This window comes from Veillonella sp. LMAG:90, assembly GCF_008679445.1.
GTDB lineage: Bacteria > Bacillota > Negativicutes > Veillonellales > Veillonellaceae > Veillonella_A.
On sequence record NZ_NAND01000001.1, the window covers coordinates 729,866 to 745,950 of the forward strand.

General features: G+C 47.4%; 16 protein-coding genes. 15 read left to right on the plus strand and 1 reads right to left on the minus strand.

Annotated elements, in window-relative coordinates:
• Window positions 1-208: 208 nt before the first annotated feature.
• The 3 genes from CCC71_RS03200 to yfbR all read left to right on the plus strand — a co-directional run bounded on the left by CCC71_RS03200 (window position 209) and on the right by yfbR (window position 2,831).
• Window positions 209-1,132 (plus strand): mechanosensitive ion channel family protein, encoded by a 924-nt coding sequence (locus CCC71_RS03200; RefSeq protein ID WP_226974230.1) that lies wholly within the window; start codon window positions 209-211, stop codon window positions 1,130-1,132.
• Between the two features lie 13 nt (window positions 1,133-1,145).
• A complete protein-coding gene (locus CCC71_RS03205) occupies window positions 1,146-2,111 on the plus strand; it encodes a D-alanyl-D-alanine carboxypeptidase family protein (RefSeq protein WP_021841603.1) in 966 nt (321 codons plus the stop codon).
• Between the two features lie 108 nt (window positions 2,112-2,219).
• The gene (gene yfbR / locus CCC71_RS03210; protein ID WP_127058724.1) at window positions 2,220-2,831 is read left to right on the plus strand and encodes a 5'-deoxynucleotidase; all 612 of its coding nucleotides are present in this window, start codon (window positions 2,220-2,222) and stop codon (window positions 2,829-2,831) included.
• Here yfbR and CCC71_RS03215 read toward each other — a convergent pair.
• The gene (locus tag CCC71_RS03215) at window positions 2,810-3,808 is read right to left on the minus strand and encodes an epoxyqueuosine reductase (protein WP_021841600.1); all 999 of its coding nucleotides are present in this window, start codon (window positions 3,806-3,808) and stop codon (window positions 2,810-2,812) included. The genes yfbR and CCC71_RS03215 overlap by 22 nt on opposite strands.
• A 122-nt stretch (window positions 3,809-3,930) precedes the next feature.
• On the opposite strand from CCC71_RS03215, the gene CCC71_RS03220 reads away from it, so the two are divergent.
• The 12 genes from CCC71_RS03220 (at window position 3,931) to glmM (ending at window position 15,750) form a co-directional block, all read left to right on the plus strand.
• Window positions 3,931-4,668 (plus strand): FAD binding domain-containing protein, encoded by a 738-nt coding sequence (locus CCC71_RS03220; protein WP_296332946.1) that lies wholly within the window; start codon window positions 3,931-3,933, stop codon window positions 4,666-4,668.
• Window positions 4,669-4,708: 40 nt separating this feature from the next.
• Window positions 4,709-5,164, plus strand: a complete 456-nt coding sequence (locus tag CCC71_RS03225; RefSeq protein ID WP_021841598.1) for a (2Fe-2S)-binding protein — start codon at window positions 4,709-4,711, stop codon at window positions 5,162-5,164.
• A complete protein-coding gene (locus CCC71_RS03230) occupies window positions 5,161-7,473 on the plus strand; it encodes a xanthine dehydrogenase family protein molybdopterin-binding subunit (RefSeq protein WP_226974232.1) in 2,313 nt (770 codons plus the stop codon). The genes CCC71_RS03225 and CCC71_RS03230 overlap by 4 nt, the downstream gene beginning before the upstream one ends.
• A gap of 53 nt (window positions 7,474-7,526) precedes the next feature.
• Complete coding sequence (gene yqeC, locus CCC71_RS03235) at window positions 7,527-8,285, plus strand: selenium cofactor biosynthesis protein YqeC (protein WP_021841596.1); 759 nt, start codon at window positions 7,527-7,529, stop codon at window positions 8,283-8,285.
• A gap of 95 nt (window positions 8,286-8,380) precedes the next feature.
• A complete protein-coding gene (locus CCC71_RS03240) occupies window positions 8,381-8,992 on the plus strand; it encodes a nucleotidyltransferase family protein (protein ID WP_021841595.1) in 612 nt (203 codons plus the stop codon).
• Window positions 8,989-9,837, plus strand: a complete 849-nt coding sequence (yqeB, locus tag CCC71_RS03245) for a selenium-dependent molybdenum cofactor biosynthesis protein YqeB (protein WP_156703899.1) — start codon at window positions 8,989-8,991, stop codon at window positions 9,835-9,837. Before CCC71_RS03240 ends, yqeB begins: the two co-directional genes overlap by 4 nt.
• A gap of 19 nt (window positions 9,838-9,856) precedes the next feature.
• Window positions 9,857-10,573: an XdhC family protein gene (locus CCC71_RS03250; protein WP_021841593.1), complete on the plus strand. Its 717-nt coding sequence runs from the start codon at window positions 9,857-9,859 to the stop codon at window positions 10,571-10,573.
• 2 nt (window positions 10,574-10,575) lie between these two features.
• Entirely contained in the window at window positions 10,576-10,890 is a 315-nt protein-coding gene (locus CCC71_RS03255; protein WP_021841592.1) for an XdhC family protein, read from the plus strand.
• Window positions 10,891-11,014: 124 nt separating this feature from the next.
• A complete protein-coding gene (gene cdaA, locus CCC71_RS03260) occupies window positions 11,015-11,833 on the plus strand; it encodes a diadenylate cyclase CdaA (protein ID WP_021841591.1) in 819 nt (272 codons plus the stop codon).
• A complete protein-coding gene (locus tag CCC71_RS03265; RefSeq protein ID WP_021841590.1) occupies window positions 11,830-12,786 on the plus strand; it encodes a CdaR family protein in 957 nt (318 codons plus the stop codon). The genes cdaA and CCC71_RS03265 overlap by 4 nt, the downstream gene beginning before the upstream one ends.
• Window positions 12,770-14,395, plus strand: coding sequence for an NAD(P)/FAD-dependent oxidoreductase (locus tag CCC71_RS03270; protein ID WP_021841589.1), 1,626 nt, complete (start codon window positions 12,770-12,772; stop codon window positions 14,393-14,395). Before CCC71_RS03265 ends, CCC71_RS03270 begins: the two co-directional genes overlap by 17 nt.
• A complete protein-coding gene (gene glmM / locus CCC71_RS03275; RefSeq protein ID WP_226974234.1) occupies window positions 14,395-15,750 on the plus strand; it encodes a phosphoglucosamine mutase in 1,356 nt (451 codons plus the stop codon). Before CCC71_RS03270 ends, glmM begins: the two co-directional genes overlap by 1 nt.
• The last annotated feature ends 335 nt before the right edge of the window (window positions 15,751-16,085 follow it).

Consider the following 16,085-nt stretch of genomic DNA (forward strand, 5'->3'; position numbering starts at 1 on the left):
TTTGATGTATATGATATATATTCTGTACTACAGTTATACTATGGGTGATGTGCCTGACATATGTTAGCCCATATATAAAGGGCCTATCGACACATAGTGTTATCATATATGTTTTTTTATATTTTGTCATCCATTGTTTTTTTCAAAAAACACAATAAAACAAGTAGTAAAACGTTAGTTAATTATTAAAAGAAAGCGAGGCGTTTATATGTTAGTTGCAAGTGTACAAGAGGCTGAGCCGGTGTCGAATGCAGTTAAAAACCAAGTGGCGGACAGCATGAGTTATGTGGATAAGCTTATTAATTTCTTTATTGATCGCGGACCAAGCCTGATTGTGGCCGTTCTTATTTATATTGTGGGGCTCTATATTGCCCGTTTTATTCGTGATGTAGCCATGCGCATGATGCGCCGTGCCAACTATGATCACACGGTTGTGTCTTTTGTGAGCCAAATTATCTACTACGGTGTGTTGGCTATTGTGCTTTTGACGGCTCTTAACTCAGCAGGCTTCCCGACAACGTCCTTATTGGCAGCCTTTGGTGCCTTAGGTTTGGCCATCGGTCTTTCCTTGCAGAGCAACCTGTCAAACTTTGCATCCGGTTTGTTGATTTTGATTTTCAAACCGTTTAAAGCCGGTGATGTGATTACGGTAGGTTCTGTGACGGGTACGGTTCGTAGCATTCAGTTCATGAACACTACGATTGTAACTAAAGAAATGCGCACTGTCTTTATTCCGAATTCCATGCTCACGTCTCAGCAGGTTACTAATGCTACGTATCAAGATACGCGCGTGGTACCGTTTGTGTTTGATATCGGTTATGATAATGACCATCATAAAGCGATTGACGTTATTCGTGAGGTTATGGAAAATGATGAGCGCATCGTCAACCGTGAAATGGTTGAAATCGGCATCTCCGAATTTGGTGATAACTCCGTGCGTATCGCGGCATATCCGGTGGTGGAAAACCGCAATTACATGCAGGTGTTCTATGATACCATGTCGTCCGTAAAAGATCGTTTTGATGAAGAAAATATTGATATTCCATATCCTCAACGCGTTGTTCATATTCAGCGCAGTGGTCTTGATGAAAATGCGAAACCTTTGAGCGATATGAGTCAATATGTAAAATAAGGATTGTTAGACTATGAAATGTTGGCAAAAAATAGTAAGTGTTTTTGTATTAACCGGTAGCTTGTTTACCGGCGCGGCACTATCGGGAGCAGCGGTTTGCGCTGCTTCTGATAACGCCGTAACCTCGAAGGCGGCGGTATCTTCGGGCAGCCAAACCGGTACGTCTGAATTAGCCAAGCAGGCAGAGGTGTTTTTGGGTGAAAAAAATAGCGCTGCAAAATCGGTCGCTGTGCCTGGTTTTGCCGCCGAAGCGGCGGTTCTGATGAATGCCGATACGGGTGAAGTATTGGTGGCCCGCAATGAAAATAAACGGATGCATCCGGCCAGCACGACTAAAATGGTGACCCTATTAACGGCCTTGAAATTGCAGGGGACGCGTCTTGATGAATTGGCTACGATTAGTCCTTATGCGGCATCCATGGAGGAATCCAATTTAGGGGTGAAAACGACAGATCAATTGCCGTTGCAGGCTGTGGCGGAAGGCATGATGGTGGCCAGCGGCAATGATGCGGCTGTGGTAGTGGCTGAAAATGTAAGTGGCAGCGTGTATCGTTTTGCCTTGGAAATGAATGAGGTAGCCAAAGAAGCGGGCGCCACAAAGAGTCACTTTTTGAATCCTCATGGACTCACTGAAGTGGGCCATTATTCGACGGCGTTGGATTTGGCTAAAATAGCCGCATACGGCATGAATATTCCCATGTTCCGTGATTTTGTAGGCGATGATTTTTACAAAGTTCCTTATGAAAACCGTAAACCGGTTTGGGTGCGCACGACGAATCATTTTATTCGCAGCAAGTATGAAGGGGCGAATGGCCTCAAAACGGGCTATACCGAAGCCGCCGGTGAATGTTTGATTGCATCCGCAACGCGCGACGGCCATACTTTGATTGTGGTCCTTTTGAATGACGATAATCGTTGGGTCGATGCGCCGGCATTGTTGGATTACGGTTTTGCCAAATTGGGCGTAACCGGTAAATAGGGCCGGTCGGTGTAATAAAATTGGTCGCAGCCGGGAATTTTAAATAAATTCGGAGCCCGGCAAAAGAGCTTAGTATACATAGAGATTAGGTATAGGATGAGGGATAGTATGAAAGAAGCAACAAGTAAGACCAGTGCATTTTTTGCATTTTTGCGGCGATTGCGATTTATTCGTCGCTGGGGCTTGATGCGTAATATGGAGCCTGAAAATAATCAGGAACACAGCCTTGATGTGGCGTTTATCGTTCATAACCTGGCGTTGTTACACAATTTAAACGGCGGCACGGTAGACGTTAATCGTCTGGCCGTAGCCGCCATGTATCATGATGTGAGTGAAATTTTTACCGGCGATATGCCGACTCCGATCAAGTATTTTCATCCGACCCTACGTGAATTGTATGGTCAGGTGGAACGATTGGCACAGGAAAAAATGCTCCGCACATTGCCGGCAGAACTTCAAAAGGCCTATGAGCCGTATTTGCTGGGTGAACTCGACGAAGTAGAAACAAAGCTTCTCAAAGCGGCTGACACGATGGCGGCGTTTATGAAATGCGCTATCGAGAAAAAAGCCGGCAATGAGGAGTTTAACGAAGCGTACGACAGCATATTAAAAAAGCTCCACGCCATGGAGTTACCGGCAGTGGAGCAGTTTTTAACGCTATATTTGGAACCTATGAGTGCGTCCTTGGATACGCTGAATTATTCGTCCTTAGACGAATGATGCTTAGCTGATGCCGGCGCTATGACGGCTGAATCGGCAGATAAGGTTGAGTCGGTAGGCGCGGACGATTCAGTAGCGGAGATGGCGCCGGTGGTTGCCGTGTCGGCCACATAACCGGCGTTGCGCAGCAGTACGGCTTTACCGCGCCACGAGAAAGCACGGTCGCCATAGGCCGCTTTGAATGTCTTATTGGTAAGGCCTACGAGCTCTGCCGGATTGACATAGGGCTCAACGGTTTGAAATTCCGGAATTGGTGTGGTAGGCACATTGCGGTTGTGAGGGCACACTTCCTGGCAAATGTCACAGCCCCAGATGAGCGGCGTTTTTTGAATAATGGCCACTTCATGAGGCGGCAAGTCGCCTTTTTTCTGGGTAAGATAACTTTTGCAGGTTTCAAAACCGAATTCTTTACGGCCCAACGATTGGCCGGGACAGGCGTTAACACAGCGGTTGCAGCCTAAGCAGGTACCTTCCATGGGCTTGTCCGCATCCAATTCGCAGGAGGTTAGGAGGGTGCCGATGGAGGTGTAGCTGCCCCAAACGGGATGAATGAGGGCGCGGTTTTTACCAAACACACCAAGCCCTGCGAGGTAGGCCATGTAACGATCCGCCATAGGGGACGTGTCGCAGTGAATTTCAAATTCCATGGTGCTGTCCATTTCCTGTAAGGCTGTGCCGAAGCGTTTGAGGTAGTCGGGAATGACCAGATGATAGTCGGGCCCCCAGGCGTAACGCGGTAAATTGACGGGCTTTTCGGTTTTTACATAATAGGGAAAAAGGCAAACGATGGCACTCTTAGGTGACTGTAACGCCGTATTGGCGCTGAGGCGTTCCTCTAATGTGCCGTTGATGAACGGACAGGGATTGGCCGTGTCGATATAGTTTGCCGCATCGTCCGGTAACGGCCATGGGGCAATGCCCACGGCGGGAATATTTAATTTTTTGGCTATTTGAAAAATGTCGTTTCGTGTTATCATAATACAGTTATTATGACAAATTTTCCTCAAAAAAGCGAGAATTTTATGTATTGCTGACGGTAGACTTTTATAATAAAAGTGTACAACAATTCAAGTTTTATAGGTATAATTAGGAGGACATCATGTTGATGTATCGGCAATTATTGCAGCCGAAGACGGTTGCCGAGGCTTATGAAATGGCCTTGAAATTTAAAACAGCTCCATTTTTGGCCGGCGGTTGTTGGATCGGCTTAGGGAAATGGCGTTGGCCTTCGGTTATTGATATGAGCGGGTTGGGACTTGATTATATTCGTGAAGAAGACGATTATTATGCTATCGGTGCCATGGCTACGCAAGGTGACGTGGAACGGTTTGCGCCGTTTCAGACTTATGCGAAAGGCCTTTTGGTAAAAGCTGTGCATCCGATTTTGGGCGTGCAATTTCGCAATATGGCCACTATGGGAGGATCCGTGGCGGCACGCTTCGGTTTTTCGGATATTTTACCCGCTTTATTGGCTTTAGAAGCAGAAGTTATGCTTCATCAGAACGGCGTCATGCCATTATCCGAGTACATGAATTTTAAGGAAAAAGATGTGCTCGTTGAAATCCGTGTGCCTAAGAAAGTAACAGCCGTGGCTATTCATACTTTGCGTAAATCGACGAGTGATTTTCCGTTTTTGACCGGCTCAATTCGTAAAGATGAAACAGGCTATCACATTTATATCGGCTGTCGTCCCGCAGCAGTGCGTGAAGCGGTTAAGGCCGGTAAATTATTGAGTGCTAAAGGGATTACGGCCCTCGAAGAGGCATGGCTACCGCGGCCGATGAAATCGCGTTTCAGACGAATTCGCATGCGTCGGCAGATTATCGCGCAGCTATGACAAAGGTATTGGTAAAACGTTTGGTGCAGGAGGTAGAGCAGTGGAGGTAAGTTTGATAATAAATGGTAAAAAACTACAAGTGTCGGTTGAACCGGATGAAATGTTATTGACTACCTTGCGCGGTCAAGGCTATTTCAGTACGCGTCGCGGTTGCGATACGCTGAATTGCGGCCTTTGTACAGTATGGCTGGATGGTAAGACTATCTTATCTTGTTCCTATCCGACCTATCGGGCGGCCGGTCATGAAGTGACAACGTTGGAAGGCCTCGCCGATGAAGCGGCGCTCTTAGCGGATTGTTTGGCTGCCGAAGGGGCCGATCAATGCGGTTACTGCACGACGGGCATGATGATGAGTGCCATGGCGTTACGCCGTCAAAATCCGAATCCCACCGACGAAGAAATTAAAGATTTTCTCGTAGGTAATTTATGCCGTTGTACCGGTTATGAATCACATTTACGCGGCATTCGTCGTTACTTGGAGGAGGTAGAGGCATGAGTGAAGCATTAAAGGCGCGCCAACATGTAGGCAAGTCTTATAAAAAAGTAGATGCCGCTACGATTTTGAGCGGCCGTGCTGCGTATACCGAAGATTTTGTGCCGCCTCATGCGTTGGTTATTAAGGTGCTCCGCAGTCCGCATCCGATGGCTAAAATTTTAGACATTAATGCTACGGCAGCTCTAAAGTTACCGGGCGTGGAAGCGGTTTTTACTTATAAAGATGTGCCGAAGACGCGGTTCACTTTGGCAGGCCAATCCTATCCGGAACCATCCGCCTATGATTCCTTGATTCTGGATCAGTATGTACGTTATGTAGGGGATGCGGTCGCTCTCATCGTAGCGAAGGACGAAGCCACAGCGTTGCAGGCCATGAAAGTAGTACGGGTAACTTATGATGTGATGGAGCCGGTTCTCGATATGCGTACGGCGCTGGACCATCCGACGGTGATTCATCCGGAAGATGATCTTCATTACAATATGCCCGTAGGCGGCGATCCGAAGCGCAACTTGGCCTGTTCTTACAGCCGTGTGGTAGGCGATATTGAAGGGGAATTGGCTAAATGTGACTATGTGGTGGAAGACACCTATTTTGATCAGGCCACATTGCAGACGGCGATGGAAACATTCCGTACCTTCTGTACGCTTGATCAGTTTGGTCGTTTAGTTTGTACCAGTTCGACGCAAATTCCGTTCCATGTGCGTCGACATATTGCCCGAGCCTTGGAAATTCCCGCTACGAAAGTGCGCGTAATTAAACCTCGTATCGGCGGAGGCTTTGGTTCTAAGCAAACAGCCTGTACGGAACTATATGCCGCTTTTGTCACTTGGACTTTGAAAAAACCGGCCGTTTTGATTTATGACCGTCATGAAGCTAATAACTGTTCAACCAGCCGTCACGCTCGTGAATGGAAGATTCGTTTGGGTGCCACTAAAGACGGTATCATTCAAGTTATCGACATGGTGGCTATCTCGGATGCCGGCGCTTACGGCACTCATGCTTTTACCACTTTTACGGCGGGCGAACATAAATCGGTGCCCCTTTACAATAAGGGCAAAGCGGTTCGCTATGAATCCAATATTGTGTACACCAATCACATGGCCGGCGGTGCGTTCCGCGGTTACGGTGCTACGGAAGCCTTGTGGCCGCTCGAATGTGCGGTGACTAAACTCGCTAAAAAGATGGGCGTCGATGAAATTGAATTACGCCTCAAAAACCTTATTAATGTGGGCGAACGTTCGCAGGTTTACGCGCCGGACGAAGTGCTTGAATCCGGTCTTTTAAAAGAAGCGATTGCGAAAGCCAAAACGATGGCTCGTTGGGATGAACGCCCTCACAGTTGGCAGATTGACGAAACGCATCGCGGCGGCTTGGGCGTGGCCTTGGCCTTCCAAGGGTCCGGCGTAGCCAATGTGGATACGGCATCGGTAGAAATTAAGCTCCAAGATGACGGCTATTACACTTTGTATACCGGTTCCACTGACATGGGCACCGGGGCTAACACGATTTTGATGCAGATGGCCTGTGAAGTATTGGGCTGTCCGATTGATCATATGACTTGTTATGAAGCAGATACCGACGTAGTACCGTTCGATCCGGGTTCGTATGCATCCAGTACAACCTATGTAACGGGAACGGCCGCTAAATTGGCCGCGGAAGATTTACGGGCTAAATTGCTTAAGACGTTTGCTATGTATTTGGAAGTGGCCGAAGAAGATATTGATTTTGACGGCGTAACGGCCAGAACCAAGGATGGCCAAAAATCCATGACGACTCAGGAATTGGCACCGAAGTTGATGGTCAGCTTTGGTCATGAAGCACAGCAACTCGTCGGTTTTGCCACCTGGGGTAGTCATACGTCACCGCCACCGTTCATGGTAGGTATTGCGGAAGTGAGTGTCGATACGGAAACGGGTCAGGTAACACCGCTTGATTATTATGCCGTAGTAGATTGCGGTACGGTGGTGAATCCGAAGCTTGCCAAAGTGCAGGCGGAAGGCGGTATTGTGCAAGGCATCGGTATGGCTTTGACGGAAGAAATTAACTATTCGAGCACGGGCCGTTTGGAAACTAATAATCTGATGCGTTATAAGATTCCGACGCGCCTCGATATGGGAACGCTCCATATAGATTTTGTAGAATCGCATGAGCCGACCGGCGCTTTCGGTGTGAAATCTATCGGCGAAGTAGTCATTAACACATCCTGTCCGGCCATTCAAGGGGCCATCTTAAATGCTTGCGGAGCAGAATTAACTACATTACCTATGATTTCAGAAAAGGTATTTCAGGCCTTGATGGCGAAAGAATAAAAGGTAGGTATTTAATTTCGAGCTAAACGTGCTCGTACTGAGGAGGAACGGCCATGATGATTCAAGCTAAACATTGGAATTCGTTGATTGAACCGGGGATTACAGCCATTGTAGGGGCTGGCGGTAAGACAACTGTATTGTCTAAATTGGTAGAATATGCAGGTTTAATAGGACAGCCGACATTAGTTACGACGACTACCAAACTGTATGAATCTCAGGTAGCTTTGTGGAATCCCTATTACGGGACTGATTTTAATGATGCGGAAGATGCATGTCACAAAGCTATGCAGCGGGGACGGTGTGCAGCTTGGTTCAGCGGTGTGGACGGCACCAAAGTAACCTCCTTGAAGCCCCAGGCTATTGATGCGATGTATATGGTACATCCAAATTGGCAAATTTTGGTTGAAGCGGATGGTGCTAAAGAAAAATGGGTAAAAGCACCAAAAACGACGGAACCGATTATCCCATCCAAAACGACGACTACCATCGGGGTAGTAAATTTACAAATGCTCGGCACTGAACTTACGGAGGAACATGTTCATAATTTAGGCGCTGTAGCGCAGATTATGGAACGTGCCGAAGGGGCCGTAGTTACGCCATCTATGTTGGCGCGCTTGGTACTGCATCCGCAAGGTCTGTTCCAGTACAGCCAAGGTAAGCGAATTTTATTCTGTACCGGTTATGATACGGTGCAGCATCGCATTATCGATTCCTTCCTTGACGCCTTAGCGGACAGCAAATTCTCTATGATTGTTTTGGCCGACGGCTATAAAGCCAGCTGCGAAATTGCCCGCGTTATTCAGTGGCAATAGAAAGACTGTAGGAATTTTCGCACAAAACAAGGTTATATGCATAAGCTGATGCATAAGCCGGGTTTTTAAAAATCAGCAGTGATTAGGAATACACAATGGAAATTGATGTAGTGATTTTGGCGGCTGGGCTCAGCCGCCGCATGGGGACCTCCAAAGTCTTGTTGCCATGGCGCGGAGGTACTCTGTTAGAAGCCGCCTGTCAGGTATACGGTGGCTTGGGAGGCAAACGAATTGTAGTTATAGGGGGAGAACGGGCAGAGGAAGCGGCACGCATAGTAAATGCATGTGGCTTTACTGCTGTTTATAACGAAAAACCGGAAGCGGGGCAAAGCCGTTCATTGGCTCTGGGAATCGCCGCCCTGGCTGATTCTGCAAGGCCTGTGCTTTGCGCCGTGGCGGATCAACCGCTGATGACGAAAGAGGCTGCAGGGCAAATGCAAGTTGCCTACAGTAAACTTGAGCAAAATGATAAGCCCATTCTGTGTCCTTTGTATGGGCCGAATAAAGAAAGGGGCAATCCGGTTATTTTTTCACCTGATTGGAAAGACGCTTTACAACAGTTAGTGGGGGATGAAGGGGGTCGCCGTCTGATTCGAGGGGCGGCTAAAGAGTATGTGCAATTTATCGAAATTTCAGAACCTATCGGCGTTGATGTAGATACGCCGTTTGAATATGAACAGTTGTATAATAGGCGAGGAAAAATATGAAACCATTAATATTAATGCGCAGTGGCGGCGATATTGCCTCCGGTTGTGTGTATCGCTTACGCCGCGCCGGTTTTCCTGTTGTGATTAATGAATTACCGATTCCTACGATGATTCGTCGCAAGGTGTGTTATGGGTCGGCTGTGCATCGCGGGGAAGTTTTATTGGAACGTTACGTGGCGCGCCATGTGACTTTGGCGGAAGCTAAAGCTATTTTGGAGCGCGGCGAAGATATAATACCGGTAGTGACTGAGGACTACCGAACCGTGCTGGAGGCCTTGACGCCGGATGTGGTGGTGGATGCCATTTTGGCCAAACGCAATGTAGGTACGCGCAATGACGATGCGCCGCTGGTAATCGGTTGCGGACCGGGCTTCACCGCCGGTGATGATGTAAATGTCGTAGTGGAAACTATGCGCGGTCACACTTTGGGCCGTTGTATTTATGACGGCTCCGCTTTACCGAATACGGGTGTGCCCGGTAATGTAGGCGGCTATACCATTGAGCGGGTTATGCATTCCCCGTGTGACGGTTTATTTACGGCGCGCCGTCATATCGGTGAAGAAGTGGAAGCCGGTGAAACCATCGGTTTTGTTGACGGAACACCGGTTGTCTCTCAGATTGCCGGCATTTTGCGCGGCGTGTTGGCATCCGGTTTGATGGTAACGAAGGGCTTTAAATTAGCCGATGTGGACGCTCGTTGCGAGAAATCTCACTGCTATAGCATTTCCGATAAGGCCTTGGCGGTAGCCGGCGGTGTTATGGAAGCTATAATGGCATTTTTGTATGAAGAATCTAAAAAGCAGACGGCCCATAAAGGGATGTCGTCCGATATAGATTTACATTAAGGTAGAATTTGAGGTTTTTATGAGTTTATATGATGTAATTGAAAAGCGTTTGTCACAAGATGAAAAATCAATCATGGTGACTGTTTTAAGTGGTGAACGACAAGGAGATAAAGTATTGTATAGTGAAAAAGGCGAAGTGGTATATGGTGATGCGGTTGATGGCATCTGCATCAATCCGGAACAACGCCCCGAAGTATTGAATTTGGGAGCTATGGAATGCTTTGTACAACCGGTTGAAAAAGATCCGGAAGTATTAGTGCTGGGCGCCGGCCATGTGAGTCGCTGTATTGCGGATATGCTATTATTTATCGGCTGTCATGTAACCGTAGCCGATGACCGTCCCGAATATTTACGGCCCGACTTTTTCGATGAACGCGTTCGTCGTCAATGCATTGATTTTAATAATCTGGCAGCAAAGTTGCCGCTTAACAACTATAAGGGTATCATCATCGTAACCAGAGCTCATGAATACGACAGCATTTGTCTTCATCAGGTACGCCATTTGGTAGATGCCACCTATATGGGCATGATGGGCAGTCATAAACGGGTGTATCATGCCTTTGAAGTATTAAAAGAAGAAGGCTGGACCCAGACGGAATTAGATAAAATTTACGCACCTATCGGCTTGTCGTTGGGCGCACAAACACCGGAAGAAATCGCCTTATCTATTGTAAGCGAATATCTGGCAGTAACTCGTGGTCATAAGGGCGGTTTCTTATCGGAAGGAGCGAAGTAAGCATGAAACGAGAATTTGTCCGCTATTTACAAGGACATGAGAAAGATACCTTGGCGATTGCCACAATTTTGCAGACTCACGGATCTACACCGCGCAAAGCGGGCACCACTATGGTGGTACATCCGGACGGCTCTATTTTTGGTACCATCGGCGGCGGCCGGGCAGAAAACGAAATCCGTTTGAGTGCCTTAGAGGCTCTTAAGTTAAAAGAAGCTCATCGTCGAATTATGGTGGATTTGAATGATGATGCTGCTGTTAAAGAAGGCATGGTATGCGGCGGTAACCTGGACGTTTGGATTGAAACGCAGAATGTATAATCCGTTGTAATTATTGGTTATCAAATTTACAGCACTCTCAAAATAAGGTAAAATAAAAGAGTACCTGTGCGTTAGCGCAGTGTACTCTTTATTTATTTGTGAACCTCCTGAGGAGTGGTTATATATGATGGCACAGTTGCAAGGTTTAATTGAAACATTCCGCTTCGGTGACTTAGTCGATATTTTATCGGTAGCGGTTTTATTATATTATCTATATAAACAAATTCGAGACACTCGCGCTATGGCGCTGTTAAAAGGCCTTATTGTACTTGGTCTTATTAATGTGGCCAGCCGTTTCTTTGATTTACACGTTATCAGCTGGTTGTTGCAGCAAGGGATGACGGTCTTATTGGTTGCGTTGCCGGTAGTATTTCAGCCGGAATTGCGCCGTGCGTTGGAACGATTGGGCCGTGGACGACTTTTTTCAAAATCACAAGATGTGAGTGAAGTTGAAATCGATAGTTTAGTAAATGAAGTAATGGCGTCGGCGAAAGTCATGTCCCGTGATCGCATCGGTGCGCTCATTGTATTTGAACGTGAAGTGGGGCTCGGCGAAATCATCGATACAGGCATCGAGATTGACGGTAAGGTGTCTAGAGAACTTTTAAATAACATATTTATTCCGAATACACCGCTTCATGACGGTGCCGTTGTTATTCGCGGCAATCGCATTATGGCGGCGGGCTGTTTATTACCGTTGACGCAGGATCGGTCCTTAAGCACTGAATTGGGGACGCGTCACCGTGCGGCTATCGGCCTCAGTGAACAGGCTGATGCGGTAGTATTGGTAGTGAGTGAAGAAACCGGTAAAATTTCCTATACTTACGGCGGTCATATTTATCGTCATTTACCGGAAGAACAATTGCGCGAATCCTTGCGTGCCTTCATGGAACGTCCTAAGAACGCGTTGTCCTTCTTGAAGAAATGGAGGGCTAAAAAATGATGCGTTTTATTCATAAAATTCAAGGTCATTGGATGGCTAAAATTTTGTCCCTCTTAGGTGCCATTTTATTGTGGTTCTTTGTAATGAAGGAACAAAATCCGATTGTGGATATTAATTACACCGTACCGGTGCAGATGCAAAATTTGAATTCCCAATATGTAGTTGAAAATATTCCGTCGGAAGTGCATATCCACTTGCGCGGACCGCGTAATTCCATCTTAGCCATTAATCAAAGCACCCTTAAAGCCTATATGGATATGGGGGATGTGGCACCGGGTCAGCAAAATATTCAGGTGCAGTTTACCCCACCTTCCGGGGTAAGCCTCGTGAGCATGACTCCGGATTCGGTGAACGTAAATGTGGATGAATATACCTTGCGTGAAGTACCGGTAGAGGTACAACAGCTCGGCAAAGTCCCTGAAGACGTGGCCATTAAATCCATAAACACGGTGCCGAAAGTGGTAACCGTAAGCGGTGCGAAACAGCAAGTTGATGCAGTAGCCCATGTGGTACTGCGCGTTAAAATGAATGATCGCCGCGCTGATTTTACTGCCTCCGGTATGATGGTGGCTGTTGATACAGCGGGCAAGGCGGTAGACAATGTAACAATTACGCCACGCCAAGGGCAGGCTCAAATTGACTTAGAGCAGATTCGTTTTGAGAAAAACTTACCGGCTGTAGCCAATTTAACCGGTACCTTGAGCAATGAGTATGCAGTTAAGAGCGTTACCGTAGAGCCGCAACAAGTTCTTGTGAGCGGCAAAGAAGGGGTCATTAAAGACCTCACTGAAGTTCGTACTATAGATATTCCGCTTAACGGCCAAGTTGCCAATATTGAAGGGGACTATGATTTAGTATCGAACGAAAACTATACGGCAACTCCGGCGAGAGTGCACGTAATTGTAGAAATCGTCAAAAAATATTTAGGAGACACTAATGCTCAGAATAATTAATTTTCGAGTGGATGTAAAAAATAAAAATCCCCTGGAAGCCTTACTTGTTCATAAATTTCCTGTCTTAAAAGATCAGATTCAAGAGATTCATGTAGTGAGACGAGCCGTAGATGCTCGTAAAAAACCGCATATTACCTTCGTGTATACCTTGTTCGTAGCGGTGCAGAACGAAGTGGTGGTTATGAAAAAGCTTGGCCGTGATAAAAATGTGAGCACCATGGAGCCTATCGAACCGGAACCGATTGTACATGGCGAGCAGGTTCTGAAAGAGCGACCGGTGGTGGTCGGCTTTGGTCCGGCCGGCATGTTGGCGGCTTTTTACCTCGCCCGTGAAGGCTATCGTCCCATCGTATTGGAGCGCGGCCAAGATGTAGATCAACGCTCTCATGATGTGGAAACCTTTTGGCAAACCGGCGAATTCAAAGCCGAATCGAATGTACAATTCGGTGAAGGTGGTGCCGGTACTTTCTCGGATGGTAAATTAACCACCCGCGTTACCCATCCGCGACTCCATGAAATCGCCAAATATTTTGTTCAATTCGGGGCGCCGCAAGAGATTCTCTACAAACATAAACCCCATGTAGGGACCGATGTTTTGCGTGGTATGGTGAAGGCCATGCGCGAGCAGATTATCGCCTGGGGCGGTGAAGTGCGCTTCGGTGCGAAACTTACCAAACTTCAGTTGGCAGCTAATCAGGTGGTCGGCGTTGAAGTGAATGATGAAGAAATAATTCCCACGAGCCTGGTATTGGCCGGGGTCGGTCACAGTGCTCGCGATACCTATGAAATGCTCTATAATACGGGCATTGCCATGGAAAGTAAACCCTTTGCCGTAGGCGTGCGTATCGAGCATCCGCAGTCCATGATTGATATTTCTCAGTACGGCATCGAGCCGGCTGAATTGGGCCTGGGGGCGGCGGAATACTCTGTTGTCTACCATGATAAAGAAACCGGGCGTACGGCGTACAGCTTCTGTATGTGCCCGGGCGGTGAAGTGGTGGCCTCCGCGTCGGAAGACGGTCACGTGGTTACGAACGGCATGAGTTTATATGCTCGTGCCAGCGGTGTGGCCAACAGTGCCTTAGTAGTTACGGTTGGGCCTGATGATTTCGGGAACCATCCGCTCGGCGGCGTAGCCTTCCAGCGTGAATGGGAAAAGAAAGCCTTTGAGTTGGGCGGTCATGACTATAAAGCACCGCTGCAGACGGTAGGCGATTTCTTGGCCCGTCAAAAAGGGACTGTGCCGGAAGGGAATGCGGCAGCACCGCATTCCTATCGTCCCGGCGTAGTGGCGGCAGACCTCCATGAATGTTTGCCAACCTATGTGACGGACGTAATGGAGCGAGCGTTACCGTATTTCGGACGTCGTATTAAAGGATTTGATGAACCTCAGATTTGTATGACCGGTGTAGAAACGAGAACCTCCTCACCATTGCGCATTTTGCGGGATGATGATCGGCAATCGCCGACGGTCAAGGGACTATACCCTATGGGTGAAGGAGCCGGCTATGCAGGCGGTATCATGAGTGCCGCTTTGGATGGTGCGGAAACAGCCATTCGTGTTATGGTTGCGTATAAGCCGTTGAAGGCGCAGGAAGGAGAAGCGTAATGTCTAGATTATTTGGCACCGATGGGGTGCGTGGCGTAGTAAATGCTTTTTTGACGCCTGAATTGGCGTATCATTTGGGACGTGCGGCAGGATCATATTTCGGCCGTCAAAAGAAACGTCCCGTATTCCTTATCGGGCGCGACACTCGTATTTCCGGGGCTATGCTTGAAAACGCATTGGCTGCCGGCATTTGCTCCGTAGGTGGCGATGTAGTGGTAGCCGGTGTTGTACCGACTCCTGCCGTTGCCTATTTAGTACGCAAACATGGTTGGGATGCGGGTGTTGTTATTTCCGCATCTCATAATAAATTCCCTGATAATGGGATTAAATTTTTCGACGGCGAAGGCTTTAAATTGCCGGATGCCGTAGAAGATGAATTGGAAGAATTATGCAGTCAAAGCAGCGAAAATAATTTGGAACGGCCTACAGGTGCCGATATCGGTCGTATTTTGAACAGCCGTGAATTGGCTCATGAATACGCCGCTTTCGTAGAAAGTACCGTAGATGTGTCCCTCGAAGGCTTGACTGTGGTATATGATGGTGCCAACGGAGCCGCTTCGGCTGTAGGTCCTGAAGTATTTGAGAAATTAGGTGCCAAAGTTATCGCCATCAATGTTGATCCTGACGGCGTTAATATCAATGAAAACGCCGGTTCCACTCATATGGAAGGCCTCCAGGCCGCTGTTGTGAAATACGGCGCCGATGTGGGGATTGCCAACGATGGTGATGCGGACCGTTGCCTTTTGGTTGATGAAAAAGGTCAGGCCCTCGACGGCGACCAAATCATGTTACTCTGCGCCAAACAGCTTAAAGAACAGGGCCGTTTGAAGCAAGACATGATTGTAGGCACCGTTATGAGTAACATCGGTTTCCACAAAGCGGCTAAAGAAATGGGTATGAAAACCTTTGCTACCGCTGTAGGCGATCGCTATGTACTTGAAAAAATGCGTGCCGACGGTTATTCCATCGGCGGTGAACAGTCCGGTCACGTTATTTTCCTCGATTATAACAGCACCGGTGACGGTTTATTGACCGCCGTGCAGATGCTTGCATTGCTTAAAAAATCCGGTCAACCTTTATCGGAATTGGCAAAAGTTATGGTGAAATATCCGCAATTGCTTATCAACGTTCATGTAGTAACAAAAACGGGTTGGGATGAAAATCCGCTCATTCAGGCAGAAATTTCCGAAGCCGCTCGTGAGCTTGGTGAAAACGGTCGCATCTTGGTGCGCCCATCCGGCACGGAAGCGTTAATCCGCGTTATGGCGGAAGGTCCGGACCATGAACAATTGGAACGCATTTGTCATACCGTGGCTGAAACCATCGGTCGTGAACAAGGTCTTGTAGAAGAGTAAGGCTAATTGATGCATAGCTGAATGACCTTAGGGGCTCTTCATTGAGCATAAAAGAATAAAGATATAAAATAATCAAAATCCATAGCATGATAAGCGTCTTGGAGTATCAAGATGCTTGCCTGCTATGGATTTTTCACGCTTTTTGGCCTTCTTTACTTTAATTCCGGTATCGGTTATAATATATTAACGCAGTATGCTTTGTTGAGAGAGATATTCAGAAACTTTTTGTATGCTCTCTATATGCTTACAGATGATTAAATAAAGTCTCTAATGCGTGTACAGCAGGCTACTGCAAGACTGTCGCAACTTAAGTAAAGGAGAGAACCAAATTCGTA